This window comes from Parvibaculum sp. (genome assembly GCF_046297875.1).
Taxonomy (GTDB): domain Bacteria; phylum Pseudomonadota; class Alphaproteobacteria; order Parvibaculales; family Parvibaculaceae; genus Parvibaculum.
Window position 1 is genome coordinate 2757774 of record NZ_JBKBHD010000001.1, and the last position, 26019, is coordinate 2783792.

The 26019-nt window shown below is 62.2% G+C and carries 20 protein-coding genes; 8 read left to right on the plus strand and 12 right to left on the minus strand.

Annotated features, from left to right (window positions below; genetic code table 11):
• Window positions 1–22: 22 nt before the first annotated feature.
• Complete coding sequence (locus tag ACK4FH_RS13655) at window positions 23–421, minus strand: NADH:ubiquinone oxidoreductase subunit NDUFA12 (protein ID WP_409814645.1); 399 nt, start codon at window positions 419–421, stop codon at window positions 23–25.
• A 144-nt stretch (window positions 422–565) separates the two neighbouring features.
• A complete protein-coding gene (locus tag ACK4FH_RS13660; protein WP_409814648.1) occupies window positions 566–1090 on the minus strand; it encodes a response regulator in 525 nt (174 codons plus the stop codon).
• Window positions 1091–1475: 385 nt separating this feature from the next.
• Between ACK4FH_RS13660 and ACK4FH_RS13665 the strand changes: the two genes are divergently transcribed.
• The 3 genes from ACK4FH_RS13665 (at window position 1476) to ACK4FH_RS13675 (ending at window position 9070) form a co-directional block, all read left to right on the plus strand.
• Entirely contained in the window at window positions 1476–5204 is a 3729-nt protein-coding gene (locus ACK4FH_RS13665) for a vitamin B12-dependent ribonucleotide reductase (RefSeq protein WP_409814650.1), read from the plus strand.
• A 738-nt stretch (window positions 5205–5942) separates the two neighbouring features.
• Window positions 5943–7883 carry a PAS domain S-box protein gene (locus ACK4FH_RS13670; RefSeq protein ID WP_409814651.1) on the plus strand — a complete coding sequence of 647 codons (1941 nt, stop codon included), beginning with the start codon at window positions 5943–5945 and terminating at the stop codon, window positions 7881–7883.
• A gap of 698 nt (window positions 7884–8581) precedes the next feature.
• Complete coding sequence (locus tag ACK4FH_RS13675) at window positions 8582–9070, plus strand: fasciclin domain-containing protein (RefSeq protein ID WP_409814654.1); 489 nt, start codon at window positions 8582–8584, stop codon at window positions 9068–9070.
• A 12-nt stretch (window positions 9071–9082) separates the two neighbouring features.
• Here ACK4FH_RS13675 and ACK4FH_RS13680 read toward each other — a convergent pair whose 3' ends face one another.
• Together ACK4FH_RS13680 and aspS are read right to left on the minus strand one after the other, a co-directional pair.
• The gene (locus tag ACK4FH_RS13680; RefSeq protein WP_409814657.1) at window positions 9083–9526 is read right to left on the minus strand and encodes a host attachment protein; all 444 of its coding nucleotides are present in this window, start codon (window positions 9524–9526) and stop codon (window positions 9083–9085) included.
• A 90-nt stretch (window positions 9527–9616) separates the two neighbouring features.
• Window positions 9617–11440, minus strand: coding sequence for an aspartate--tRNA ligase (gene aspS, locus ACK4FH_RS13685; RefSeq protein WP_409814660.1), 1824 nt, complete (start codon window positions 11438–11440; stop codon window positions 9617–9619).
• A 171-nt stretch (window positions 11441–11611) separates the two neighbouring features.
• On the opposite strand from aspS, the gene rnd reads away from it, so the two are divergent.
• The gene (rnd, locus tag ACK4FH_RS13690; RefSeq protein ID WP_409814663.1) at window positions 11612–12769 is read left to right on the plus strand and encodes a ribonuclease D; all 1158 of its coding nucleotides are present in this window, start codon (window positions 11612–11614) and stop codon (window positions 12767–12769) included.
• A 2-nt stretch (window positions 12770–12771) separates the two neighbouring features.
• On the opposite strand, the gene ACK4FH_RS13695 is transcribed toward rnd, so the two are convergent.
• A complete protein-coding gene (locus ACK4FH_RS13695; RefSeq protein ID WP_409814666.1) occupies window positions 12772–14268 on the minus strand; it encodes a Ppx/GppA family phosphatase in 1497 nt (498 codons plus the stop codon).
• A 33-nt stretch (window positions 14269–14301) separates the two neighbouring features.
• On the minus strand, window positions 14302–16512 hold the full coding sequence (locus ACK4FH_RS13700; protein WP_409814668.1) for an RNA degradosome polyphosphate kinase: 2211 nt from the start codon (window positions 16510–16512) through the stop codon (window positions 14302–14304).
• A 153-nt stretch (window positions 16513–16665) separates the two neighbouring features.
• Between ACK4FH_RS13700 and ACK4FH_RS13705 the strand changes: the two genes are divergently transcribed.
• A complete protein-coding gene (locus ACK4FH_RS13705) occupies window positions 16666–17082 on the plus strand; it encodes a hypothetical protein (RefSeq protein WP_409814670.1) in 417 nt (138 codons plus the stop codon).
• Here ACK4FH_RS13705 and ACK4FH_RS13710 read toward each other — a convergent pair.
• From ACK4FH_RS13710 to ACK4FH_RS13720, 3 genes are read right to left on the minus strand one after another with little or no spacing between them, the layout of a single operon-like run.
• On the minus strand, window positions 17079–17759 hold the full coding sequence (locus ACK4FH_RS13710; protein WP_409814673.1) for an HdaA/DnaA family protein: 681 nt from the start codon (window positions 17757–17759) through the stop codon (window positions 17079–17081). The two genes, ACK4FH_RS13705 and ACK4FH_RS13710, sit on opposite strands and share 4 nt — an antisense overlap.
• A 3-nt stretch (window positions 17760–17762) precedes the next feature.
• Window positions 17763–18860, minus strand: a complete 1098-nt coding sequence (locus ACK4FH_RS13715; RefSeq protein ID WP_409814675.1) for an AI-2E family transporter — start codon at window positions 18858–18860, stop codon at window positions 17763–17765.
• An 18-nt stretch (window positions 18861–18878) separates the two neighbouring features.
• Window positions 18879–20012 carry a DUF2066 domain-containing protein gene (locus tag ACK4FH_RS13720; protein ID WP_409814678.1) on the minus strand — a complete coding sequence of 378 codons (1134 nt, stop codon included), beginning with the start codon at window positions 20010–20012 and terminating at the stop codon, window positions 18879–18881.
• A 183-nt stretch (window positions 20013–20195) separates the two neighbouring features.
• Here ACK4FH_RS13720 and purM point away from each other — a divergent pair, with 183 nt between their 5' ends.
• Together purM and purN are read left to right on the plus strand one after the other, a co-directional pair.
• Window positions 20196–21287 carry a phosphoribosylformylglycinamidine cyclo-ligase gene (purM, locus tag ACK4FH_RS13725; protein WP_409814681.1) on the plus strand — a complete coding sequence of 364 codons (1092 nt, stop codon included), beginning with the start codon at window positions 20196–20198 and terminating at the stop codon, window positions 21285–21287.
• The gene (purN, locus tag ACK4FH_RS13730; protein ID WP_409814684.1) at window positions 21284–21931 is read left to right on the plus strand and encodes a phosphoribosylglycinamide formyltransferase; all 648 of its coding nucleotides are present in this window, start codon (window positions 21284–21286) and stop codon (window positions 21929–21931) included. Before purM ends, purN begins: the two co-directional genes overlap by 4 nt.
• Window positions 21932–22114: 183 nt before the next feature.
• On the opposite strand, the gene ndk is transcribed toward purN, so the two are convergent.
• Window positions 22115–22537, minus strand: a complete 423-nt coding sequence (gene ndk, locus ACK4FH_RS13735; protein ID WP_409814687.1) for a nucleoside-diphosphate kinase — start codon at window positions 22535–22537, stop codon at window positions 22115–22117.
• Between the two features lie 97 nt (window positions 22538–22634).
• On the opposite strand from ndk, the gene ACK4FH_RS13740 reads away from it, so the two are divergent.
• On the plus strand, window positions 22635–24542 hold the full coding sequence (locus ACK4FH_RS13740) for an ATP-binding cassette domain-containing protein (RefSeq protein ID WP_409815324.1): 1908 nt from the start codon (window positions 22635–22637) through the stop codon (window positions 24540–24542).
• On the opposite strand, the gene ACK4FH_RS13745 is transcribed toward ACK4FH_RS13740, so the two are convergent.
• The gene (locus tag ACK4FH_RS13745) at window positions 24539–25468 is read right to left on the minus strand and encodes an MBL fold metallo-hydrolase (RefSeq protein ID WP_409814689.1); all 930 of its coding nucleotides are present in this window, start codon (window positions 25466–25468) and stop codon (window positions 24539–24541) included. The two genes, ACK4FH_RS13740 and ACK4FH_RS13745, sit on opposite strands and share 4 nt — an antisense overlap.
• A gap of 97 nt (window positions 25469–25565) precedes the next feature.
• The gene (locus ACK4FH_RS13750; RefSeq protein WP_409814691.1) at window positions 25566–26015 is read right to left on the minus strand and encodes a DNA polymerase III subunit chi; all 450 of its coding nucleotides are present in this window, start codon (window positions 26013–26015) and stop codon (window positions 25566–25568) included.
• Window positions 26016–26019 lie beyond the last annotated feature (4 nt).

Genomic DNA, 26019 nt, shown 5'->3' on the forward strand with positions numbered 1-26019 from the left:
CCGTGCCGGAGCAGACGTGAAATTACTCGGGCCGCCAGGCCTGATAGTCGCCGGTCGCCTGCGGGCGGTGGCCGCCCTTGTGCAGGCTGCCGTCCGGTCGCCACGCATGGGGCGTGCCGGTGAGGTTCGGGAGATGCGGCTGCTGCCAGCCGCGCGGTGTGTAGTTTTCTTCGGTCGGCGGCGTGTCCACCGTGTGGTGGAGCCAGCCATGCCAGTCGGCAGGCACGCGCGAGGCTTCGGCAAGCCCGTTATAGATCACCCAGCGGCGGACATAGCCGCCGATCGCCCGGCCGTTTTTGTCCTCATAGTAGCGGTTGCCCTCACCGTCTTCGCCCACCAGCCGGCCATTGCGCCAGGTGTGGAAGCGTGTGCCCATGGTCTGGCTGTCCCACCAGATGAAGATTTCAGAAAACAAACCCATGAAAGGCATATCCCGTTGGAAGCGGCGGCAAGGGCCGGTCAACTTCTATTCTAGACGCGATTCCGGCCGGAGGGGGCCGGAAAACGGGCAGAATATGACATTCGGGGAAGGCCGGGTCCAGCCTTGGCGGCCTGCAGCTCGGGCTTATTCCAGCGACCAGGTGGTCTGGCCGACGGCCTTGGCGCGCTTGAGGCCCTCGCGCTCCTTGAGCAGCATGGGCTGGCGGTAGATATCGCCTGCCCGCTCGAACTGGCGGTCGTCGTGCAGCACCCATTCGATCCGGTGCAGCAGGCTTGCCGGCGTCACCGGCTTCACCAGCAGATGCGTCGCGCCGATCTCGAAGGCTTCCTTGATAAGCGAATGCGAGGCATGGCCGGTCAGCACGATGATGGGCGTGAAACAGACCGGCTCGTTGCCGATGGAGCGGACACTGGTGATGAAATCGCGACCGTTCATCGGCTGCATCTCCCAGTCGGAGATGACAAGGTCGATGTCATGGAGCTGAAGTTCCATAAGCCCGTCCGTGCCGTCACGCGCCTGGCGCACGGTGGAAATGCCGAAGGTGCTGAGCATCGTGCGCAACAGCAGCCGCATGCCGCCATTATCCTCGACCATGAGGATTTTCAGCGACTTCAAGTCCTTGCCATAAGCCGTGCTTAGTTCACCCACCTTGCGGTCTCCACCTCTTCTGGGCTTCGCTGACGATTCATATCAGACAAGGCGTTTCCGCATTGTTAACCCGTCGATTCGGGTGGTGGCGCCACCCGATCTCGTAGCTTGAGTGCCTGCAACATCTATATCTTGTGACTTTGGCTTGACGGCCCCCCGGCATCGTCCCTAGGATTTCACTTCCCTCAGGGGAGAGGCACGAGCAACAAGCGGGCATCATACAAGGTCACAAACCTCCGGCGGCGAAGGTACTTTGGAATCAAACACTTAGGTGGGAGGTCCAGATGTGCCCGGCGCGACGGGATTTTGCGCCCTGACCGAACCCGGAACCGGCTCCCTCCTCTCCTGCAGGGCAGATGAAAAGTGCGGAAAACCGGGGGCCAGAATGCGTATCCAGCGTTGTTTCACCGTCGAGGGCCAGTCGCCTTACGAGGGGATCGAGTTCAGGACCACGGCGAGCGAAATCCGTAACCCCGACGGCTCGGTCGTCTTCCACCTGCAGGATATTCATGTCCCCGCCGAGTGGAGCCAGGTCGCCTGCGACGTGCTGGCCCAGAAATATTTCCGCAAGGCGGGTGTCGCCGCCGTTCTGAAATCGGTCCCGGAAGAGGGCATGCCCGAGTTCATCTGGCGCCGTGTGCCCGATACGGATGCGCTCGAGGCGCTGCGCCCGGAAGACCGTTTCGGCCCGGAGCGCGATGCGCGGCAGGTCTTCGACCGCCTTGCCGGCACCTGGACCTATTGGGGCTGGAAGGGCGGCTATTTCGACTCGGAGGCGGACGCCCGCGCCTTCTATGACGAACACCGTTTCATGCTGGCGGCGCAGATCGCCGCGCCTAATTCCCCTCAATGGTTCAACACCGGCCTCCACTGGGCCTATGGCATCGACGGCCCGGCGCAAGGCCATTGGCGCACCGACCCCGCGACCGGCATCACCGCGCCGACCGATACGGCATACGAATATCCGCAGCCCCATGCCTGTTTCATCCAGAGCGTGAACGACGATCTCGTCAACGAGAACGGCATCATGGATCTCTGGGTGCGGGAGGCGCGGCTCTTCAAATATGGCTCGGGCACCGGCTCCAATTTCTCGACCCTTCGCGGCGAGGATGAATCGCTCTCCGGCGGCGGCAAGTCATCGGGCCTGATGAGCTTCCTCAAGATTGGCGACCGCGCGGCAGGCGCCATCAAATCCGGCGGCACGACGCGGCGCGCAGCGAAAATGGTCATCGTCGATATCGACCATCCCGACATCGAGGATTTCATCGACTGGAAGGTGAAGGAGGAGCAGAAGGTCGCGGCACTCGTCACCGGCTCGAAGGTGAACCGCAAACACCTCGCCGCCATCATGCGCGCCTGCGTGAATTGCGAGGCGGATGGCGATGCCTGTTTCGATCCGAAGAAGAACCCGGCGCTGAAACGCGAAATCTCGGCCGCCCGCAAGGCGCATGTGCCGGAGAATTATGTCCAGCGCGTCATCCAGTTCGCGCGCCAAGGCTATAGCGACATCGAATTCGACGTCTACGATACGGACTGGGACTCGGAAGCCTATCTCACCGTCTCGGGTCAGAACTCGAACAATACGGTTCGCGTGACGGATGCGTTCCTGCGCGCCGTCGAACAGGACGAGGAATGGTCGCTCACAAGCCGCCTTAATGGCAATGTGACGAAGCGTCTGCCCGCGCGCGAGCTGTGGGAAAAGATCGGCGTGGCCGCCTGGGCGAGCGCCGACCCCGGCATCCAGTATCACACCACCATCAATGACTGGCACACCTGCCCTGCCTCCGGCCCGATCCGCGCCAGCAATCCGTGTTCGGAATATATGTTCCTCGACGACACGGCCTGCAACCTCGCCTCGATCAACCTGATCCAGTTCCGCGAGGCCGATGGCCGTTTCGACGTGGAAGCCTTCGAGCATGCGGTGAAGCTTCTGACCATCGTGCTGGAAGTTTCCGTTCTCATGGCACAGTTCCCGAGCCGCGAGATTGCAGAACGCAGTTTCCGCTACCGCACGCTCGGTCTCGGCTTCGCCAATATCGGCGGGCTGCTGATGTCGGGCGGCCTTGGCTACGACTCGCGCGAGGCGCGCGCGCTCACTGCCGCGATCAGCGCCATCATGACCGGCGTTTCCTACGCAACATCCGCCCAGATGGCGAAGGAGCTTGGCCCCTTCCCCGGCTATGCGGACAACCGCGAGCACATGCTCCGCGTGATGCGCAACCACGCCCGTGCGGCGCATGGCCTCAACGGCGGCTATGAAGAGCTGTCGGTCTATCCCGTGCCGCTCGATGCCGCTTCCTGCCCGCAATCCGATCTCGTCGATCATGCGCGCGCTTCATGGGATCTCGCGGTCGCGATGGGCGAACGCTACGGCTATCGCAACGCACAGGCGACGGTGATTGCGCCGACCGGCACGATCGGCCTCGTCATGGATTGCGACACGACCGGCATCGAGCCCGATTTCGCGCTGGTGAAGTTCAAGAAGCTCGCGGGCGGCGGCTATTTCAAGATCATCAATCGCGCCGTGCCGCAGGCGCTGCGTACGCTCGGCTACACCGATGCCGAGATCGAGACCATCGTTAAATATGCGGTGGGCCACGGCACGCTCGCAACGGCGCCCGGCATCAATCACGACCGCCTTGCCTCGCTCGGCTTCACGCCGGAAAAGATCGAGGTGATCGAACAAGCGCTCGCCACCGCTTATGACATCCGCTTCGTCTTCAACAAGTGGCAGCTTGGCGAGGATTTCTGCACGGAGACGCTCGGCCTCGACGCGCACGCGATGGACGATCTCGATTTCGACATGCTCTCCGCCCTTGGTTTCACGAAACAGGAAATCGAGGCCGCGAATCTCCATGTCTGCGGCGCGATGACGCTTGAAGGCGCACCGGGCCTGAAGGACGAACATCTTCCGGTCTTCGACTGCGCCAATCCTTGCGGACGCACCGGCACGCGCTTTCTCTCGGTCGAAAGCCATATCCGCATGATGGCGGCGGCCCAACCCTTCATCTCGGGCGCCATTTCCAAGACCATCAACATGCCGAATGCGGCCAGCGTCGAGGAATGCAAGGAGAGCTACATGCTTTCCTGGAAGCTTGGCCTGAAAGCCAATGCGCTTTACCGCGACGGCTCCAAGCTGTCGCAACCGCTCAATGCCCAGCTTCTCGAAGACGACGTGGAAGACGAGGACGAGGAAAGCGCGGTCGAGACGCTCATCGCACAGCCGCAGGCCGAGCGCGCCCGTATCGTTGCCGAGCGCAGCGTGATGGAGCTTGCCGAGCGCGTCGTCGCCTCGGAGAAGACCCGCGACCGCCTCCCCGACCGCCGCAAGGGCTATACGCAGAAGGCGCTGGTCGGCGGCCACAAGGTCTATCTGCGCACCGGCGAATATGATGACGGGAAGATCGGCGAAATCTTCATCGACATGCACAAGGAAGGCGCTGCCTTCCGCTCGCTGATGAACAATTTTGCCATCGCCGTCTCGCTTGGCCTCCAATATGGCGTGCCGCTCGAGGAATATGTTGAGGCCTTCACCTTCACGCGCTTCGAGCCTGCGGGCCTCGTGCAGGGCAATGACCGGATCAAGAACGCAACATCTATCCTCGACTATGTTTTCCGCGAGCTTGCCGTCTCCTATCTTGGCCGCTCCGATCTCGGCCATGTCGATCCGAAGGAACTCGCCTTCGACGCGATGGGCGACGGTGCGGACGAAGGCAAGGCGCCTGCCATGCCGGCCGCCGCCGTGGTGAGCCCCGGCTATACGCGCATGCCGCAAATGGCGAACCTCTATGTCGTGCGCGGCGGAGCGGCTGCCACGGCCCGCGCGGGCGCTGCTGAAGCTGCCGCCGCACCCGCCGTCCGCGAACAGACGATCAAGGCCGAAGTCATGGCCGCAGGCGCGCTGATGCGCACTGGCTCCGGTGAAAGCTTCGCGGCAGTCGCGTCGGGCTCCGTCAGCGTCGCCTCATCCGGCGGCACCATGTCCCGCGTCGCCGAAGCCCGCATGAAGGGCTATGAAGGCGAAGCCTGCAGCGAATGCGGGAATTTCACGATGGTCAGGAACGGGACGTGCCTGAAGTGCGACACCTGCGGAGGCACGAGCGGGTGTAGTTGAGAAGGTGGATGAACAAAGATCGACCGCGAAAATCTCGATTGGCTAGAATTTTAGAGAAGTATCCGCACTGCATTTACTGCGGCGGAGACACACCCGCTAGCACTTGCGATCATATGCCGCCACGGCAACTCTTCGATTTCAAACAGCGCCCTGCCGGTCTGGAATTTCCGTCATGCCTTGCCTGCAATACCAAATCCGGTCATGCCGAGCAGATCGTTTCGCTTATCTCTCGGATATACCCAGACGGAGGAAGTGAAGCTCATCGAAAAGAACTAGAGAAGCTTCTGAATGCAGTCTCGAACAACAACCCCAATCTGCTGCCGTCTTTGCTACCCAAAGAGTTCGTCATGAACTTGCCCCCAACCTTGGACCGGCTGGGCTGGTAAATTAGAATTTTCCAGCTTCAAACGGTCCAGTTTCCGGGGGGCAGGTCAAAAGCCAACTTTGACTTCATTGGCGAAGGCAGGCGCGGAAAGCGCCGCAAGAACGGCTGTCGCCGCTGCAAGTTTTACAAACTGTTTCACTGGATTCTTCCCCCTTAAAATGAAACGCCAAATTTGGGCGTCCCAGTTTGGGGCGGTCAACTCAATATTCGCAATCTGCTCAAGTAAATCCGTACCAAGACTCCGCGCTTTTCGTATTGGTGCGATCCGGAAAGGGATGGTTAATCCCCTGCTGCAATAATTCCAAGGTTTCCCGGCCTTTCTGGAGTCCGGGAGCGGAGGATGGAACGCGCCGATGAGCCTCGCCGACAAAAAAACTGCGCCGGACCCGGATGCCCGTGCCCCTGTGCCGCCACATCTCATGGCCGCAGTCGCGGAGGCATTCGCAATCGGCCGCTGGAAATGGGACGCGGAGAGCGGTGAGATCGACCTGCTCAACGACACGCTCGACGCGCGCAATGCGCCCCGCAAGTTGTATTCGAAGAGCAAGGTACGTACGCCGTCGATGGCGCGGCTCGATTCATGGTTGCAAACCTGCAAGGAGGGCGACAGCGCCCTCGCGAGTTTCACGCTGCGCGACGATCCGGTCGCCGTTCGCGTGTTCTGTCTCGGCCGGACGGAGAAATCCGCCTGGGGCCTCGTTCAGGACTGCACCGCCGAAACGCTGAATGTCGAGAACGACCAGCGCTTCCGCATGGCGTTGATGGGCGCGGCGCACGGCATTGCACTGGTCGGGCTCGATGGCGCCTTCATGCAGGTGAACGAGTCGCTCTGCCGGATGCTTGGCTACTCGGAAGAAGAACTTCGGACACGCACTTTCCAGGACGTCACGCATCCCGACGATCTGGAAATCGATCTCGACCATCTGCATGAGTGCGTTGAAGGGATGCGCACCACCTATCAGATGGAGAAGCGATACTTCCGCAAGGATGGCGGCACCATCTGGGTCAATCTCGCAGTCTCCATACTGCGGGCGGAAAACAACACGCCGCTCTATTTCATCTCGCAGATCCAGGACATCACGGCCCGCAAGCAGGCCGAGGAACAGCTTGTCGCCGCGCGCGACGAGGCCAAGAACGCCAGCGCCGCCAAGAGCGCTTTTCTGGCGTCGATGAGCCACGAAATCCGCACGCCGATGACGGGCGTGATGGGCATGCTCGACATGCTCACCGAAAGCGGCGTTTCCGGCGACCAGCTCGACCTCATCAAGACGGCCCGCAGCTCCGCCGAAATGCTGCTCTCGATCATCAACGACGTGCTCGACATGGCGAAGCTCGAGGCGGGCCGTGTCGAGATTGCGAAGCGCGACTTCGATGCCGAGAAGCTGCTGCATACGGTCTGCGACATGATGGCCGGACGTGCGGAAGCAAAGGGGCTACGTTTCAATGCCGTGCTGCCGCTCTCGACGCGCATCTGGCTCAAGGGCGACCCGGACCGTATTTCGCAGATCCTGTTCAATATTCTCGGCAATGCCGTGAAGTTCACGGATGCAGGCGAAGTGTCGCTCGCCGCGGAAACGCGCCCGACCGACGCCGGCCTCGATCTCGTCATGAAGGTCACGGATACCGGGCGTGGCATTCCGGCCGACAAAACGGAGAGCATTTTCCGCGAATTCGAGCGCGTGCAGGACGAGGCCGGTGCGCGCGTGGAAGGAACCGGACTCGGCCTCGCCATCGTTTCGCGCCTGGTCGGCGCCATGGACGGCCGGATCGAGGTGCAGAGCGAACCCGGCAAGGGGTCCTGCTTCACCGTGACGCTGCCGCTTGCCGCCGGCACTGCGCCCGCCGAGGCGATCGTTCCGGTGGCGCCGGTGCAGCCCGCCACGCCGCCGCCCGTCGGCGTTGAAACCAAGGGAGCGAAAGCGCCGATCGCCGTTCTCGTCGTTGAGGACAATGCGGTGAACCGCAAGGTCATCGGCTCGGTCCTCGCGATCGCGGGCATCGAACCCGTCTATGCCTTCGACGGCCAGCAGGCGCTCGACGCGGTCAGGGAAGCGGTCTTCGATGTCGTCTTCATGGACGTGATGATGCCTGTCATGGACGGGCTGACGGCAACGAGGAAGCTGCGCGAAATGGGCTTCGCGGCGCCCATACTCGGGCTCACGGCAAATGCCATGCAGCATCACCGCGAGGCCTGTTTCGAGGCCGGCATGGACGATCACATCGCCAAGCCGTTCCGCCCCGCCGATATTCTCACCGCCTTGAAAAAGCACGTCGGCGATCACGCGAAAGCGTAACCGCCGCGCGGCAGAAGCCACACGGATGCGCGCGAAGCGGATCACGCAAGGTGGAAGTGCGCGGGGCAGAGAACGCAAACACCATGTATCTCGCATGTGACATGTGGCACATGTAAGGGCGGTTCACGTTCCGCCCCGCGCATTGCGGTTTTCCGGAGGGAGAGTGTCTTTCAAGACCGCCAGCCGCTTTTATCGGCGGTGACGGCCCCGGGCCGTAATACCCGGCTCGTCCCTTGCCTCCCGGGAAAGACGGTCTGGTACCGTCTTTCGCAGGCCGCAACCCCTCTCCACGCCTTCGGCCAGTCCGGACGCGCCTTCCATGGAGCGAGTGGAATGAATATGGGGGCTCTATAAGGGGAGGGGATAAGTTTTTTATTGGGTGGCTCGGACGGGGGCTTTTTGCCCTTCTTGGGTTGTCATGCCCGGCGGCAATGGTGCTGACAACCTCACGGCGCATGCCCTGACGCTGCATTACATTCTCCCGTTCTGATACGGGGCACATAAGGACGGAGGGGGTGGCCTTGCCACTCCCCTTTTTTATTGCGGCGCCGCTGGCCTTGCCCGAGCGCGGATAAATGTCGCATTCCGGTCAAAATCGCACACTAGATATGCTTATCGGGTGGCTCCATTCAGGGATTGACCGCCAATCGAAAGGCAAAGAGATGAAAAGAACCGGCATCTTTCTCGCGGCACTTGCAATGAGCGCTTTTTCCGCCGCTCCAGCCTTCGCTGCCAATGTACTTGAAACGCTGAAGGCCGATCCGCAGTTCTCGACGCTCGTGAAGATGATCGAGGCGAACGATCTGAAGTTCCGCTATTCGGAAAACAACATCACGGTCTTCGCGCCGACCGACGAGGCATTGGCCCGCCAGCCCGGCGGTGTCGACGACATGCTCACGGGCGAAAACCCGAGCGTGAAGGAAAATGCCCGCGCCCTGCTGCTCTATCAGATCGTCAGCGGCCGCCACACGCCTGAGAGCCTGACGGGCAAGGTCACGGAAGCAACCACGCTTCAGCGCGGCAAGGTAAGGATCGATGGCACGGCGAGCCCGATCCGCTATGGAAGCATGGATTTCGGGGCAAATGTCGCGGGCAGCGCCATCAGCGCCTCGAACGGCAATATCATTCCGGTCGATGCCCTGCCGATCCCCGTATTCGAGGAAACGACGCCGCCTCCCGGCCAGTAAGGGCCGCCGCTCTCAAACCTTGAACTGGTCCGAGAGCGCCTCCTTGATTTCGCGCGGGGTGAACCGGGTATAGTCCTTGTTCACCTCGCCAATCAACCTGTCCAGCGCCTCGCCGGACAACTCGGCCCTGAGATCGCCAAGCATGGTGGGCGGCGCCACAAGGATGAGCTTGTCGAAGGCCCGCGCGCGCGCCTTCTCGAGCAGTATATCGGCAATCTTTTTTGCGAAATCGCGCTTGCCCTGCCGGTGAGGATCGGTCGGCGGTTCATAGGCAGAACGCCGCGTGCCGGTGCTCTCGAAGTTACGCCCCTGCTTGTCGCTCACCTGCTCGCGCGTCGGCGGGTTTTCGACCTTCATGTCGGGCATGGCTGATACGGGATCAGCATTGCGCTTCGCGCTCGCAAGAAAGCGGCAGTTCTCACCGTCTGCGACGACGATCCAGATAAGGTCGGGCATGGGCATTGTCCTCCTGACATTTTCAGGTAGTGCGGACAAGCCTGACGGCAAGCGAGGCGAAGTGCAACCGGGCTCTTCGCCGCAGCCTTGTCAGCCTTCCTTCTTCTTCTCGAGCGGCAACGCCAGACGAATGTGCAGTTCCTTGAGCTGCTTCGGCTCGACTTCGGACGGCGCCTGCATCAGCAGGTCCTGCGCCTGCTGGTTCATCGGGAACATCGTCACCTCACGGAGGTTTTCGACACCCGCCAGCAGCATCACCATGCGGTCGACGCCGGGCGCGAGCCCGCCATGCGGCGGCGCACCGAACTTGAAGGCGTTGAGCATGCCGCCGAACTTGGTCTCGACCACCGACTTGTCGTAGCCCGCGATCTCGAAGGCCTTGTACATGACATCCGGCTTGTGGTTCCGGATGGCGCCGGAAGAAAGCTCCACGCCATTACAGACGATGTCATACTGGAAGGCGGTGATGCCGAGGATTTCGTCCGCATCGTCCTTGCCGAGCGTGAGAAACTTGTCGAGCGGATAGTTCGGCATGGAAAACGGGTTGTGCGAGAAGTCGATCTTCTTTTCGTCCTCGTTCCATTCATACATCGGGAAGTCGACGATCCAGCAGAACTTGAAGACACCCTCTTCCACGAGGCCAAGCTCGGTGCCGACGCGCGTGCGGGCCTGACCGGCAAAGCTCGCAAACTTGCCCGGCTGTCCGGCGACGAAGAAGACGGCATCGCCCGCCTTCAGTCCGAGCTGGGTGCGGATCGCTTCGGTGCGCTCAGGGCCGATATTCTTCGCGACGGGGCCTGCGCCTTCTAGCGCGCCCGCTTCCTCGCGGAAGAAAATGTAGCCGAGGCCCGGCTGGCCTTCGCCTTGCGCCCATGAATTCATGCGATCGCAGAAGGCGCGATTGCCGCCGCCCGGCGCCGGGATCGCCCAGACCTCGACCTTCGAGTCCTTTTCGATCATGCCTGCAAAGACCTTGAAGCCCGAGCCACGGAAGTGATCCGTGACGTTCTGCATCTCGATCGGGTTGCGCAGGTCCGGCTTGTCGGAACCGTATTTGCGCATCGCTTCGGCATAGGGAATGCGGATGAAGGGATAGGGCGAGACCTTGCGGTCGCCCGCAAACTCTTCAAAGAGGCCGTGCAGCACAGGCTCGATGGATGAGAAGACGTCGTCCTGGTTGACGAAGCTCATTTCCACATCAAGCTGATAGAACTCGCCGGGCGAGCGGTCGGCGCGTGCGTCCTCGTCGCGGAAACAGGGCGCGATCTGGAAATAGCGGTCGAAGCCCGCCACCATGATGAGCTGCTTGAACTGCTGCGGCGCCTGCGGCAGGGCGTAGAACTTGCCGGGATGGATGCGCGATGGCACGAGGAAGTCGCGCGCGCCTTCCGGGCTCGAAGCCGTGAGGATCGGCGTCTGGAATTCGTTGAAGCCTGCTTCCGTCATGCGGCGGCGGATCGAGGCAATGATTTTCGAGCGCAGCAGGATGTTCCTGTGCAGCGTCTCGCGGCGCAGATCGAGGAAGCGGTAGGTCAGACGAATGTCTTCGGGGTAGTCAGGCTCGCCAAAGACCGGCAGGGGCAGATCCTGCGCTTCGGAGAGCACTTCCAGCGCCGAAACGGCAATCTCGATATCCCCTGTCGGCAAGTTCGGATTTACGGTTTCCGCAGAGCGCGCGACGACCTGCCCCTCGATCGAGACCACATATTCGGAGCGGACCTTTTCGGCGAGGCCGAAGGCCGCCGCCCGGTCGGGGTCGAAAACGAGCTGGGTCAGGCCGTAATTGTCGCGCAAATCGATGAAAAGCAGGCCGCCATGGTCCCGCTTGCGGTGGACCCAGCCGGAGAGGCGGACGGTTTCGCCCACATGCGACTTGCGAAGCTCGCCACAGCTGTGGCTGCGAAAACTGCTCATTGTCATAAGGCCTTGAGATTCAAGAACGAATCGGCGGAGGATCATCAAAGAAGTACCCCCGGCGACCGGCAAAAGCGCACGGATCGGCGGCCCTTGTCAAGGGCGCCTGCCCCTCCCGCCCTCTTGTCTCGACCCGCGACAGGGTGGGCGAGATCGGCTATAGAGCGGCGCATGGAAATTATCACGACGAACGAGGCCCTTAAGGCCGCCTGTGACCGGCTTTCAACGGCCGGATATGTCACGGTCGATACGGAATTCATGCGGGATTCGACCTTCTGGCCGGTCCTCTGCCTGATCCAGCTGGCCGGGCCCGAGGACGAGGTCATTGTCGACCCTCTGGCGCCCGATATCGATCTTGCGCCCTTCTACAAGCTGATGAAGAACCGCAAGGTCGTGAAGGTGTTTCATGCCGCGCGGCAGGACATCGAAATCTTCTTCCATGAGGGCGATGCCATCCCCGATCCGCTGTTCGACACGCAGGTCGCGGCCATGGTCTGCGGTTTCGGCGACTCGATCGGCTACGAAACGCTTGTGCGCAAGCTCGCGGGCGGCAATGTCGACAAGTCGTCGCGCTTCACCGACTGGTCGCGGCGCCCCCTCTCCGAAAAACAGCTGCAATATGCGATGGCGGACGTCACCTATCTGCGCACCGTCTATGAAGTGCTGGCAAAGCGCCTGACGCAGACGGGCCGCGTTCACTGGGTAGCGGAGGAAATGGCGGTCCTGCAGGACCCCGAGACCTATGCCATGCGGCCGGAGAATGCCTGGAAGCGGCTCAAGGGCCGGTTCCGAGGTACGCGCGGGCTTGCCGTGCTGGTCGAGATTGCGGCCTGGCGCGAACGCCAGGCGCAGGAGCGCGACATGCCGCGCTCACGCATCATGAAAGACGATGCCCTCTACGAGATCGCAACGCAGATTCCGAAAAGCCTGTCCGACCTCGACGGGCTTCGCGCCGTGCCCAAGGGCTTCTCGAACAGCCGTTCGGCGGCAAGCCTGATGGAAGCGATCGAGCGCGGCCTCGCCATGAAGGAAGAGGATATTCCCGTCGTCGAAGGGCCGGAACCGCTGCCCGCCGGCATCGGCCCGCTGGTCGAATTGCTGAAAGTGCTGCTCAAGCTGAAATGCGAGGAGCATGACGTGGCGCAGAAGCTCGTCGCCAATGTCTCCGATCTCGAACTCATTGCCGCACATCAGGAAGCGGATGTGCCTGCCCTCAAGGGCTGGCGGCGCGAATTGTTCGGAGAGGATGCGTTGCGCCTGAAGCGCGGCGAACTCGCCATCGGCGCAAAGGGCAAGAAGATCGTGCTGATCGAGACAGGCCGCGGCTGACGCTATTTCCCGATCCTGATATCGCTCTTGCGGCCAAGCGCGCGGGCAAGCGCGGAGAGACGTTTTGAGACGATCTCGCCGATCAGCGCCTCATATTTCTTCGGTACGACCAATGTCACACCGCTCTTCGTCACATCGAAGCGCGTTCGCGGCAACATACCCATCGTGGCGCCGGAGAGCGTGAAGGCGAGGCGGAGCGCGAGGCCGATCACGAGTGCGCGTTCATGCTCGCGCTCCGTGATGAAGCCCGAGAGATTGCCGAGCAACTCAGGTTCGCCCCTGCCCTCGTGGCGGTGATAACCGACACGGGCGAGAAACAGGCGTCCCGGATGATCGACGCCGGAGAAAGGCGCGAGCAGGATCTGCGTCATTGCGTAATGCGCGCGGTAGTCGGGATGCACGTACCAGCCGATATCGGCGAGGATGCAGGCTGCGTGGCGCAGCCGCGCCTCCTGCGGCGTTTCCGCAAGCACGTCATCGGCAAAGAGCGGCTCCGTCCACTTGAAGAATTCGTCGCCATGCTGCGGAAAGCGCGCCAGCCGTCCTGCAAGGTCATGGCAGCCGGCGATCAGCGGGTCCTTCGCCTGCTCCTTCTTGTCGAGGCGGTCGAACAATATGCCTTCGCGCAGCCCATAGGCCGAGATCACGACTTCCTTCGCCTTGAGCGCGCCTATCAGCTTGTCGAGGACCAATGCGCCGAAGGGCAGCGCCTCCACACGACGCTCGGACACGTCCGGTATCTGTGCCAGTGACTTCGGACCAAGCTTCTCGATCACGCGGGAAATTTCGGAGGCTTCGCGCGCCGGGATCACATATTGGTGCAGCACATGGATCGGATAGTTGCGCTGGGCCATATGGATGCGGGCGAGATTTCGCCAGACGCCGCCGACCGCATAGAGGCGCTTGCTCTGATGTTCCTTCGCCCAGGTCTGTTCGCCCAGCGCGCGATCGACCACGGCTTCGGCTTCGGCAAGGCTGCCGTGAGCAAGATCGATCAGGCGGAGCGGACCGAGCGGCAGCGTGGCACCGGGGCCTGCCTTGCCGCCCGATACGGGCACAAGCTCCAGACTGCCGCCGCCCAGATCGCCGACCAGCCCGTCCGCTTCGGGAATCCCTGAGAGTACACCTTGAGCGGCAAACCGGGCTTCATCGACACCTGACAGGAGGTCGATCTTGAAGCCGCAAATCCTTTCCGCCTTTTCGAGAAATTCGGGTCCGTCTTCCGCGTCGCGCACCGCCGCCGTCGCGGCCACGACAAGCGTTTCGACGCCGATCTGGTCGCGCAAGGCCATGAAGCGGCGCAAGGCATCCAGCGCCCGCGCGATTCCCTTCGGGTCGAGACGGCCCGTCGAGGCAAGCGAGCGGCCAAGACCCGCCATGACCTTTTCGTTGAAGACGAGAACGGGGTTCCGCTCCGCCGCCGCGTAGACGACGAGGCGCACGGAATTCGAGCCGACATCGACGATGCCGAATCTTCCCCTGCCTTTTGTGCGGCTCACAGCCTGACCTCCGCCGTTTGCCGCAAGATAGAGTTATGCCGACTTGATGTCGAATTTGGGCGGAAGATTTTTCTTGAGAGAGGTGCCACGCCCGGAAAGGCTCGCATTGTTCATGAAATAGGTATGAGCGTTGAAAGGCTCCTCGCCTTCCTTCACGGCGATTCGGCGATAGACGCCGTCCGGCTCAAGTTCGTAACTCTGCTGGTTGTCCTTCAGATTGGCAACCATGATCTGGTCCAGCACCTGGTCGTGAACCGTCGGGTTCAGGATCGGCACCAGCACTTCCACACGGCGGTCGAGATTGCGCGGCATCCAGTCGGCGGAGGCGATATAGACCTTGGCCTTGTCGCTGGGCAGGCCGTGGCCATTGCCGAAGCAGACGATACGCGAATGTTCGAGGAAGCGGCCGATGATGCTCTTCACGCGAATATTCTCGGAGAGGCCGGGAATGCCCGGACGCAGGCAGCATATGCCGCGAATGATGAGATGGATCTGCACACCGGCCTGGCTCGCCTCATACAGCTTGTCGATGATCTGCGCATCGACGAGCGAATTCATCTTAGCCCAAATGGCGGCTGGACGGCCCGCCTTTGCGTGGTCGATTTCCGCGTCAATATCGCCGATCAGGCGCGAACGCATGTTGATCGGCGAAACCGCCAGAAGCTCCAGCGATTTCGGCTCGGCATAGCCGGTGATGTAGTTGAAGACCTGCGCTGCATCATGCGCGAGGCGCTGGTCGCAGGTGAACATCGAACAGTCGGTGTAAATCTTCGCCGTGACCGCGTGGTAGTTGCCTGTGCCAAAATGCACATAGGAGCGCAGATGTCCGCCCTCGCGGCGCACCACCATTGAAATCTTCGCGTGGGTCTTGAGCTCGATGAAGCCGAACACGACCTGCACACCGGCGCGCTCCAGATTGCGCGCCCAGACGATATTGGCCGCTTCGTCAAAACGGGCTTTCAGTTCCACAAGCGCCGTCACCGACTTGCCGGCTTCCGCCGCCTCGATCAGCGCCTGCACGATGGGACTGTCTTTCGAGGTCCGGTAAAGCGTCTGCTTAATCGCGACGACATCGGGGTCGGCCGCCGCCTGGCGGATGAACTGCACCACGACGTCGAACGACTCGTAAGGATGATGGACGATGATGTCCTTCGAGCGGATCGCCGCGAAGCAATCGCCGCCATGATCGCGGATGCGCTCCGGGAAACGGGCATTGTAGGGCGTGAATTTGAGGTCCGGGCGGTCATCGACGATGAGCTGGCTCGTCTGGGCGAGGCCAAGCAGACCCTCGACCGACACAAGTTCGCGCTCGCTGACGCCAAGCTCATGCACCACGAACTGGCGGAGCGAATCCGGCGTGCGCGCCTCTATCTTCAGGCGGATGACGCTGCCGCGGCGGCGGCGCTTCAGCGCGCTTTCGAAATAACGCACGAGGTCTTCGGCTTCTTCCTCGATTTCGATATCGCTGTCGCGCAGCAGTCGGAACGCGCCCTGTCCGATCACTTTGTAGCCCGGGAACAGGCGGTCGAGGAAAAGCCCGATCATGTTTTCGAGGCTGACAAAGCGGATATCGCTATCCCCGTCCCTCGTGGGCAGGCGTATGAATCGTTCCACCTGGGTCGGCACGGGCAGCAGCGCATCCATCAGCTTGCCGTCCGATATGCGGCGGAGCTGCAGCGCCAGCGCGAAACCGAGATTGGGAATGAAGGGGAACGGATGGGCCGGATCGATGGCGAGCGGCGTCAGAACAGGGAATACCTGCTCGAGAAAGCGCGTTTCGAGCCAGGAAAATTCCTCGGCAGTCACTTCGCCCGGCTCGAGCACGGCAATGCCGTTTTCCCGCATCTCCTTGCGCAGCGCGACCCACTGGCGCTGTTGCTCGCGCATCAGATCGTTCGCCATGGAGTTGACGAGGTCGAGCTGTTGCGCAGGCGTGCAGCCGTCCTGACTCAGCGTCGTCACGCCGGCACCGACCTGCCCGCGCAGACCCGCGACGCGGACCATGAAGAATTCGTCGAGGTTCGAGGCGGAGATGGACAGGAAGCGCAGCCGCTCAAGCAGCGGGTGGTTCATGTTCTGCGCCTCTTCCAGCACCCGAAGGTTGAAGGCGAGCCATGAGGCTTCCCGGTTGATGAAACGATCCGGGCTGTCCATGCCGATATGCGGCTCCTGCCGGACGACAACCGGAAGTAGCGCCTCTTCGGCGGGCGGGACGGCGGCAGGACTCTGCGGGGCGCTGGTCATGAGATCACTTCTGCAAAAACGGGAATAAGTCGCTGCTATCGCTCAAGTTTAAGACAAAGATATGACCGAGTCATGACCGCTGGAGCAAAACCGGAAGTAACCCGGATGCCAAATCCGGTTAGGATGGGCGCGGAACCTTCGGGAGGCACGGCTATGGGAGGGATTTCCTTCGGGCGGGCCGTTATGGCAGGGCTTGTGCTGCTCCATTTGGGGCTTCTTGTCTGGGCGCTGATGGGGCTTTCCGAGTGGATTTTCGGGACCGTGCCCTGGCCAGCCGTCGCCAATCCGCTGTTCCCCCGTCCCATGCTGTTCTTTCACTGGATGTCTGTCATTGCCGCCGCCACTGCATTTCTCGCGGGCTTCGTCCTTCGCTGGCGGGGAACACCCTTTGCCGTGACCCTCGGATATGGCGGCATGGCCATAGTCTGCCTGATCGAGACAACGCAATATCTTGTCCATGACATGCGATGGCTTGCGATGGCGGCGGAATATGCCGCCTATCTAGCCATCGGCACATGGCTCTTTCTTTCGGCGGCTGCGCGCGGCCGCTTCCGCCGCGGAGAAGGCTAGAGCGGCATTTCGCCCTGACGGCCGAGAATTTCGGCGGCGAGCGGTACGGTGATAGGGCGCTTGCCGGAGAGAGAGGCGATGTCGAGTTCGGCAACGGCCTCCCGTGCAGCCTTGACCGAGCGTTCGATGCGGCTTGCGAGATAGGAGACCACGGCCGGCGTGACGCGCAGCTGTCTGTCATCGAAGAGTTTGACAAGAATGCCCGCGAGCAGCACATCGTCGGGCGGACCGAGTTCGATTTGCGGTACGGCCTTGAGGCGCGACGTGAGGTCTGGCAGCGCGAGCGGCAGACGCGCCAGTGCTTCGCGGGAGGTGATGAGGAGAAACGCCTCTTCCGCGCGCACCAGATTGAGGAGATGGAAGAGCGCGCGCTCGCCTTTCGAAGTGAGCGTTTCCAGATCTTCGAGGATGATCGCACGCTGCGCGACAAGACCTGGAATATCGGCACTCGCCAGCATGTCGGGCCGAAGCGAGACGGCGCCGCTCGCCATGCGCCAGACTTCGGCGAGATGCGTCTTGCCGCTGCCCGAGGGGCCCGACAGAGCGACGATCCTGTCTGGCCAGTCGGGCCAGGCGTCGATCAGCGCCACGGCAGCCTCGTTCGACGGCGCGATGAGAAAATCCTCGCGGCCCGAAGCCGGTCTGTGGCCGAGTTCAAAAACGAGCTGCCGTGCCATGACTCAACTGCCGGTATCGCGCGGCGGGATGATGTGGCCGGGCGAGGCGCCGAGATAGAGCTGGCTTTTCCTGTATTGCGAGATGCCAAAGCGCGTAATGACGCCGAGCGCGGCGGCGATGGGCAGCGCCAGCAGCGCACCCACAAATCCGAACAGGGCAGCGAAGGCGAAGATCGCGAACATGACCCAGACGGGGTGCAGCTTCACGCGGTCGCCAACCAGCTTGGGCGACAGGAAATTGCCCTCGATGAACTGGCCGACAGCGAAGACCGCGACCACGAGGCCGACCGACATGAAATCCAACCCGAACTGGAAGAGCGCGAGCGCCACGCCGATAACGAAGCCCACGATCGTTCCAAGATAGGGGATGAAACTGATGATCCCGGCGATAATGCCGACAATCAATCCAAAGCGGAGGCCGACCAGCGTGAGCCCCACCGCATAGATCAGCCCAAGCACCACGCAGACGATGACCTGTCCGCGAATGAAACCCGACAGCACTTCATTGATCTCGCGCGCCAGCCTGCGGATCGTTTCCTGATGATCGCGCGGCAGCAATCCGTCGATCTTTTCGACCATGCGGTCCCAATCGAGCAAGAGGTAGAAGGCGACGACCGGCGTTACCACGACAAGCGAAATCAGGGCCACGAATTGCAGCCCCTGAGAGCCGACCGACGAAACGAATTTCACCAGCCAATCGAGCGAACCGCCGAGGCTGTCCGATATGGCCTTTTCGACGTCGGTGCCATGTACGCCGAGCAAGCGGCCGAGACGGCCATCGCCGACCGTGATGAGCCATTCCTGACCGCTCTGCATGAGGCGCGGCATGATTTCGGCGAGAGCTATGAGCTGATTGTAGAGAACCGGCACCAGCACGATCAGCAAGACCACGGTAACGATCAGAAAGAAGATTGTAATCAACGCCGTCGCCGCGAGCCGCGACAGACCGTATTTCTCCAGCCTGTCTGCCAACGGATCGAGGAAATAGGCGATCGCCATGCCGGCAACGAAAGGCAGCAGGATGCTCTTGAGCGCCCATGTCAGCGCGATGAAAACCGCAATGACCGCCGCCCATATAAGCGCCTGCCGCTGGATGCTCATGCGAGACCCTTCCAAGAATTAACGCCTGACCGCGAGCCGCCAACGAGGCGCTGACGCCGCCGCCGGCCCGGAAGGATCGACCTGGGCGGCCTCCATACCGGCTGCATCGGCTCGCGACAATTCCACATTCTGCTGCGCGAGCGAGAGCGCCAGCATTTCGGTGCTGCCCTTGTGCGAGATCCGAATTTCGGCAGCGCGCGACGAAATGCCGGATACTTCCATGCCCTGCACAAGCGGCGTGGAAGTGAGACCCTTGCGGATGCTCTCCCACTCCGTGAGATTTGCGAAATCGGCCTGAACCACCATCGTGGAAACACGGCCGTCGCGGACGATGATCTGGCGCTTCCACTGGGTGGAAAGCGAATTCAGCATGTCGGCGGCTGCGGCCTTCATGAGGTCGCCCATCTCGCGGCCCTGCCGGTCATAGGTGCTGCTGAGCGGCTCGCTTGCGCCGATGCCGCCGCGCCGCGTCAACGTGACGCGCAATCCGCCCTCGCCCGGTGTCGCTTCGGCGACGATGACTTCATTCGCGCCGTAATTTGCGGCAAGGCTCGTCAGTGCCGTGAGCGCATCCTCGCTGGCCGAGAGTGCGGTCGCGGCGGGCACGGAGTTGATTTCCATGATTTCGCCGATCGGCAGGATGAGCGGCGTCATCTCGTCGCCCGGTTCGAGCGAGGCCCAGGCACCGCGCCAGGGGTTGTCGTCCTCCCAAAGGATCAATTGCCCGTCGCGGTGCAAAACCGGCAGCAGCAGCGCGGGGCGGGCCTGCGTCTCGCCAAAGGCAACGTTCGCGCCGCGCAGCAGGCGCCGGACGGCCTCCGGCTGGAAGCTGACGATCATTTCCGCCATATAGCGCGTCGAACTGGTCCGCTCGTTCGCGACCTGAAAGCCACGGACCGCATTCTGAGCGGCTGCCTCATCGACTTCCGGGAGTGACGGCCAGTCTTCGGGCAGGGTCAGCTTCCGCATCATGGCGGTGAGGGCGAGGCGCTGGCCCTCGGCCTGAGCCGCCGTTCGGGCGGCGGTCGCGCTGTCGGCCGTCTTGTCCACATGGATGCCGCGGACCGTGAAAATGTCGGCAGCGCCCGCCGAAGCCGCAAAACCGGTAGCGAGCAGAAGCGCCGCGCACCAAAGCCTGAATGCAGAAATCATGGATAGAGCCTTGATCCGTCGAGGTATTTGGCGATTCAACAAGCCGCCTCGGGGCACAGTACAACAACCGCGCGCCACGGCGAAGACAGCTTGCCGGGCTTTTTCGTCTTTCTCTTGCGCGTGGGGGCGATTTCGGGTGATTTGAGCGCTTCCGAGACCCCCTTGAGTCCCTTGAGAGACCTTATGGCCCCCACCCCCCCGAAGGACCGTCCGAACCGCTACACCTATGCGGCGGCCGGCGTCGATATCGATGCCGGAAATGAACTTGTGCGGGCGATCGGCCCGCTGGCCGCTTCCACGAAGCGGACCGGCTCCGACGCGGCTCTGGGCGGCTTTGGCGGGCTGTTCGACCTCGCAGCCTGCGGCTTCAAGGACCCGGTGCTGGTGGCCGCGAATGATGGCGTCGGCACCAAGCTCAAGGTCGCGATCGAGGCCGATATTCACGACACAGTTGGTATCGACCTTGTGGCCATGTCGGTCAACGACCTTGTGGTGCAGGGCGCGGAGCCGCTTTTCTTCCTCGACTATTACGCGACCGGCAAGCTTCATGTGGATGTGGCGCGCGATGTCGTTTCGGGCATTGCCGAGGGCTGCCGCCAGGCCGGCTGCGCGCTGATCGGCGGCGAGACGGCGGAGATGCCCGGCATGTATGCCAAGGGCGATTACGACCTTGCGGGCTTTGCCGTGGGTGCTGTCGAGCGCGACCAGATCCTGCCGCGGGGCGATGTTGCACCCGGCGATGTGCTGCTCGGCCTTTCCTCCTCGGGCTTCCATTCCAACGGCTATTCGCTGGTGCGGCGGATCGTGGAGGACGAACGGCTTTCCTATTCGGCGCCCTTCCCGCATGGCGACGGGGCGAGCATCGGCGAGGCGCTGCTCGCGCCGACGCGCATCTATGTGAAGGCGATGCTGCGCGCGATCCGCGAGACGGGCGCCGTGAAGGCGATGGCGCATATCACCGGCGGCGGCTTCGTCGAGAATATTCCGCGCGTACTGCCCGACGGCATCAATGTGGAGATCGACGGCGCGTCCTGGGCGATGCCACCCGTCTTCCGCTGGCTGATGGCGCTGGGCGGTATCGAGGATGCGGAAATGGGCCGGACCTTCAATTGCGGTATCGGCATGGTCGTCGTCGTCGCCGAAAACGAAGCCGACAAGGTTGCCGCTGTGCTTGCCGATGCGGGCGAGACGGTGCAGCGGATCGGCCGCCTGACGGAAGCGGCGGCGGGCGCGCCGCGCGTCAGCGTCAAAGGCGCATTGGGCAGCAAGGCGTGAAGATCGGTGTTCTCATTTCGGGCCGCGGCTCGAACCTCAAGGCGCTGATCGAGGCCTGCGCCGAACCGGACTTTCGCGGAAAGATCGCGCTCGTGATCTCCAACCGGCCGGGCGCGGCGGGGCTTGCTATCGCGGAAGCGGCAGGCATCCCGACGCTGGTGATCGACCACAAGGAATTTGCAAGCCGCGAGACATTCGACGCGGAACTCGACCATGCGCTGACCAAGGCAGGTGTCGAAATCGTCTGCAATGCGGGCTTCATGCGGATTCTCTCCGACGGTTTCGTGGAGAAGTGGCGCGACCGGCAACTCAATATCCACCCTTCCCTGCTGCCCGCCTTCAAGGGGCTCCATGTGCATCAGCGCGCGCTCGATGCGGGCGTGAAGATCACCGGCTGCACGGTGCATTTCGTGCGGCCGGAAATGGATGAAGGGCCGATCGTGGCGCAGGCAGCAGTGCCCGTGCTGCCCGGCGACACGGCCGAGACGCTCGCCGCGCGTATTCTCGAAGCCGAGCACAGGCTCTATCCGCTGGCGCTCAGGCTCGTCGTCAACGGTGAGGCCCGCGTCGTGGGCGAGCATGTGGTGCTGAGCGATGCCGATGGCGCGGAAGCGACGGCGCCGTTGTTTGTGCCGGGAATTTGAACGTCAATAATTTTCGTCACGGCCCGCTTTATGCGGGCCGTCCACGTCTTAGCTGACCGAGCCACGAAGAAAGACGTGGATGGCCCGGACAAGCCGGGCCATGACGGAGTTTTATAGATGCGAGAGCCACAAAAAAGCCCCGCCGTTTCCAGCGGGGCTTTACGAATTCAGCGGCCAATAAAATCAGCCGACGATTTCTTCGTCCTTGAAGAAATACTTGATCTCTTCGGCAGCCGTTTCCGCGGCGTCGGAGCCGTGGACCGAGTTCGCCTCGATCGACTCGGCGAAGTCCTTGCGGATCGTGCCGGCATCGGCATTGGCCGGGTTCGTCGCGCCCATGACTTCGCGGTATTTCGCGATGGCGTTTTCGCCTTCGAGAACCTGGACCACGACCGGGCCCGAAATCATGAAGGAAACGAGATCGTTGAAGAAGGGGCGTTCCTTGTGGACCGCGTAGAAGCCTTCGGCCTGCGCCTTCGACATGTGGATGCGCTTCGAGGCGATGACCCGGAGGCCTGCGCTTTCGATGCGGTCGATGATCTTGCCGGTGATGTTCCGCCGGGTCGCGTCCGGCTTGATGATCGAGAAGGTCCGTTCGAGGGCCATGCTCAGCTTTCCCAAATTGTGCAGGTGGAAGATTTGGCGCGGTTTATAGCGGGGCTTGGTGACGCGGGCAACCGCGAGTGCTAAAAGCCCGCTCACCATGCTTCATATCAACGATCTCACCTTCCGAATGGAGGGGCGCCTCCTCCTCGACCGGGTCACCGCGGCCATACCGCCGGGGCAGCGGACGGGCTTTGTCGGCCGCAACGGTACCGGCAAATCCACCCTTCTGAAGCTCATAACCGGGGAATACGGACCGGAAAGCGGTGGCATTTCCTATCCGAAGAACTGGCGGATCGGCATGGTCCGGCAGGAGGTGCTGGCCGGGCCGACCTCCCTGCTCGATACGGTGCTGGCCGCCGACAAGGAGCGGGCCTCGCTTCTGGAGGAAGCGGAGACCGCGACCGACCCCAACCGGATTGCCGAAATTCACATGCGGCTGGCCGATATGGGCGCCCATGCGGCCCCGGCCCGCGCAGCCACCATTCTCTCCGGCCTCGGCTTCGACGAGGCGGCGCAGGCCCGGCCCTGCTCGGATTTTTCGGGCGGCTGGCGGATGCGCGTGGCGCTGGCCGGTGTGCTCTTTTCCGAGCCCGACCTGCTGCTGCTCGACGAACCGACCAACTATCTCGATCTCGAAGGCACGATCTGGCTCGAGGACTATCTGCGGAGCTATCCCTATACGGTTCTCATCGTCAGCCACGACAAGGACCTGCTCAACAATGTGGCGCAGAACATCCTGCATCTGGAGAACCAGAAGCTCACTTTCTATACCGGCAATTACGACCGCTTCGACAAGACGCGGCGCGAGAAGCTGATGCTTCAGCTGTCGATGAAGAAGAAGCAGGACGATGCGCGCCGCCACATGGAAAGCTTCATCGAGCGCTTCAAGGCGAAGGCCTCCAAGGCGCGGCAGGCACAAAGCCGCATGAAGGCGCTCGCGAAGATGGAGCCCATTGCCGATGTGCTGCAGGAGCGCGTGCTACCCTTCCACTTCCCCGCGCCGGAAAAGCCGCTCGCCTCGCCGATCATCCGGCTTGAATATGCAAGCGTCGGCTATGAGCCGGACAAACCTGTTCTGAGCGGGCTCGATCTCCGGATCGACCAGGACGACCGCATTGCGCTGCTTGGCGCGAACGGCAATGGCAAATCGACATTCGCGAAGCTCCTCTGCGACCGGCTGCGCGTGACGGCGGGGCATAAATATGTCTCGAAGAAGCTGCGCATCGCCTATTTCGCGCAGCACCAGCTCGACGAGCTCAATATGGGCGAGACGCCTTACGAGCATTTCCGCGAGCTGATGCCGGACGCGACGATCGCGCAGGTGCGCGCCCGCGCAGGCTTCTACGGCTTCGGCGCGGACAAGGCCGACACGAAGGTCGAGAAACTTTCAGGCGGCGAGAAGGCGCGGCTCCTCTTTGCCATTGCGACATTCGACAAGCCGCACATGATCATCCTCGACGAACCGACGAACCATCTGGACGTCGACAGCCGCGAGGCGCTCGTCATGGCGATCAACGAATATGACGGCGCGTTCATTCTGATTTCGCATGACCGGCATCTGGTGGAGACCTGCGCCGACCGGCTATGGCTCGTGGCGGACGGCACAGTCGCGCCTTATGACGGCGACCTCAACGACTACCGCAAATGGCTTCTCGATCCGGCACGGCGCATCAAGCCTCTGGTGGCGGAGGATGGCGAGGAAATCGTTGCCGAAGCGCCACGCGCGCAGGTGGACAAGCGAGAGGCTCGCCGCCTTGCCGCGCAGAAGCGCGAGCAGATTGCGCCACTGAAGAAGAAGGCGCAGGAAGCGGAAAAGGAAATCGCCCGGCTGCAGCAGGTCATCGCAACGCTCGATGCGAAGCTCGCGGAGCCGAAGGTCGCGGGCGATCCCGCCGCGATGGCCGCGACCGCGAAGGAGCGCGCCGACACGTTGAAGGCACTTGCCTCGGCCGAAGACAAATGGCTCGAAGCAAGCGCCGCCTACGAAGCAGCCGCGGCGGACTAATCCGCCGTGAGCGAGAAACCTTCCGTCAATCGGCCGGCCTCGACAAGCTGGCCGACGATCTCGCCATCATGTCCCGGCACAATGGCGATTTCGGGTTCCGCTTCGCTCAATGCATGAAGCGCGGCAAGCTGGCCGAACACGGCCTTGCGATCCTCGTTCAGGAAGACCTGCGTGACGAGGCGGGCGCGCTGGCGCTGGGTCAGGATGTTGCGGTATTGCCAGGCGACATCGCCGACGAAAAGAAATTCGGAATAATCCTGCAGTTGCACATAGACCATCTGGCTGCCCGGCGTATGCCCCGGCGCCTCTATGAGAACGACGCCCGGCGCGATGACCATGAGTCTGTCATAGGCAAGCGGCACGAAACCGTCGAGCACGCCTTCTGCAAAACGCGCAGGCAAGCTGCGCCCCGGTTGCGACAATTGTTCTTCGGTCAGCTTCGTTTGCGGCAAGATGGCAGAAAGGTTCGGATGCTCGGTGATGCCGCCGATGTGATCCATATGTTCATGGGTGATAACGATGAGCGAGGCTTCCTCCATCGCCTTGTTCATCCGCTCGAATGCATCGGCGTTGAAGGCGGCGAGATTGCTGCCGCCAAGCTCCTCGCTCAATGCCGTGTCGATGATGGCGCTCTTGTCGGGATAGACGAGGCGGAAGCTGTAGACCGGCATTTCGCGGCTCGACCAGCCGTCGCCCGCGACAATCGCCGTGGCAGGGAAGCTGAAAGATGCAACCCATTCGACCTCGACGCTCCGGGGCTTGTCGCCCGGCACGGCGGCCACGGCGCGGCGCACCTCGCCGATATCGAAGGCATATTCCGCATCGGACGGCATCGTGCTTTCGACGATGAACCAGTAATAGGCTGCACCGCCCACCACCAGCAGAACACCGATAGCGCCAAGCACCACCTTCAACCATTTCGGCATGATGTACCCCCCGTTTGATCCGCACGCATCATGAGCCAGAGGCCACAGGCGATCAATCTATCTCAATTGAATAGCGATACGCCCAATTCCGTTGCACTCAGGCCTTCTTTTCCCAGCGGCCCTGCTCGCTTTGCTGCCAGTAGGTTGCGTCATGGCCTTCGGCCTTGAGCCGCTTCCAGTGCTCGCGCGCCGTGCCGAGCGCTGCCTCGTCGCGCCCGTCGAACATCAGCACGCAGCGTTCATATGGGGTGAGATCGCCGGGCTCGGCTCCGTCCACAACAAAGAGAACATTGGCTCCATTGGGGTTTTCGTTCTCGACCGTCAGGAAGACAGGCTGGAGTTCGGCCGGTCCATCCTGCCTTGTGCCATGCGGCAAAAAACTGTCGTCGCTATAGGTCCAGAGGAGCGAATTGATCGCCTCCAGCCGCTCGGGGCCGCCGGCGCGCACGATAGCGCGCCAGCCGCGTTCGAGCGACTTCTCGAGAAGCTGCGGCAGCACCTTCTCGAGAGGTACGTTCTGTAAGTGATAGAACAGGACTTCCGTCACCCCT